This is a genomic window from Adlercreutzia sp. DFI.6.23, from assembly GCF_024462535.1.
GTDB lineage: Bacteria > Actinomycetota > Coriobacteriia > Coriobacteriales > Eggerthellaceae > Adlercreutzia > Adlercreutzia rubneri.
This window is the reverse complement of the sequence record NZ_JANGBP010000530.1, coordinates 1-300: the sequence shown is the minus strand read 5'-3', so window position 1 is coordinate 300 and position 300 is coordinate 1. Positions and strand designations below refer to the sequence as shown.

The 300-nt window shown below is 65.7% G+C and carries 1 protein-coding gene; it reads left to right on the top strand.

Going from position 1 to position 300, the window contains the following annotated elements; genetic code table 11:
* Positions 1-218, top strand: a 218-nt coding sequence (locus NE591_RS14440) for a CBS domain-containing protein (protein ID WP_256157007.1), incomplete at its 5' end; no start/stop codon positions are given.
* Positions 219-300 lie beyond the last annotated feature (82 nt).

Below are 300 nucleotides of genomic sequence, written 5' to 3'. Positions count from 1 at the left end.
GCCTTCGGGAGCTCATGGGCTTGAACGTCATGGCCGTGGCGACGCGCCGCGTGATCTCCGTGGAGGCCACCACGCCCGTGGACGAGGTATGCGCCCTGTTCGCTTCCAAGCGCATCAAGAAGGTACCGGTGGTGCAGGACGGCAAGCTCGTCGGCGCCCTGTCCCGCCGCAACATCATGCGCTCGCTCGTGGAGGCTATCGACATCCTGGAGAAGTAGGGGCTGTGTCACTCGCTTCGTTGGGAGCGCAGGGCCTGGCCCATGAGGCGTTGCGTGCTCTGCTGGAGAAGTTGGGCTCGGC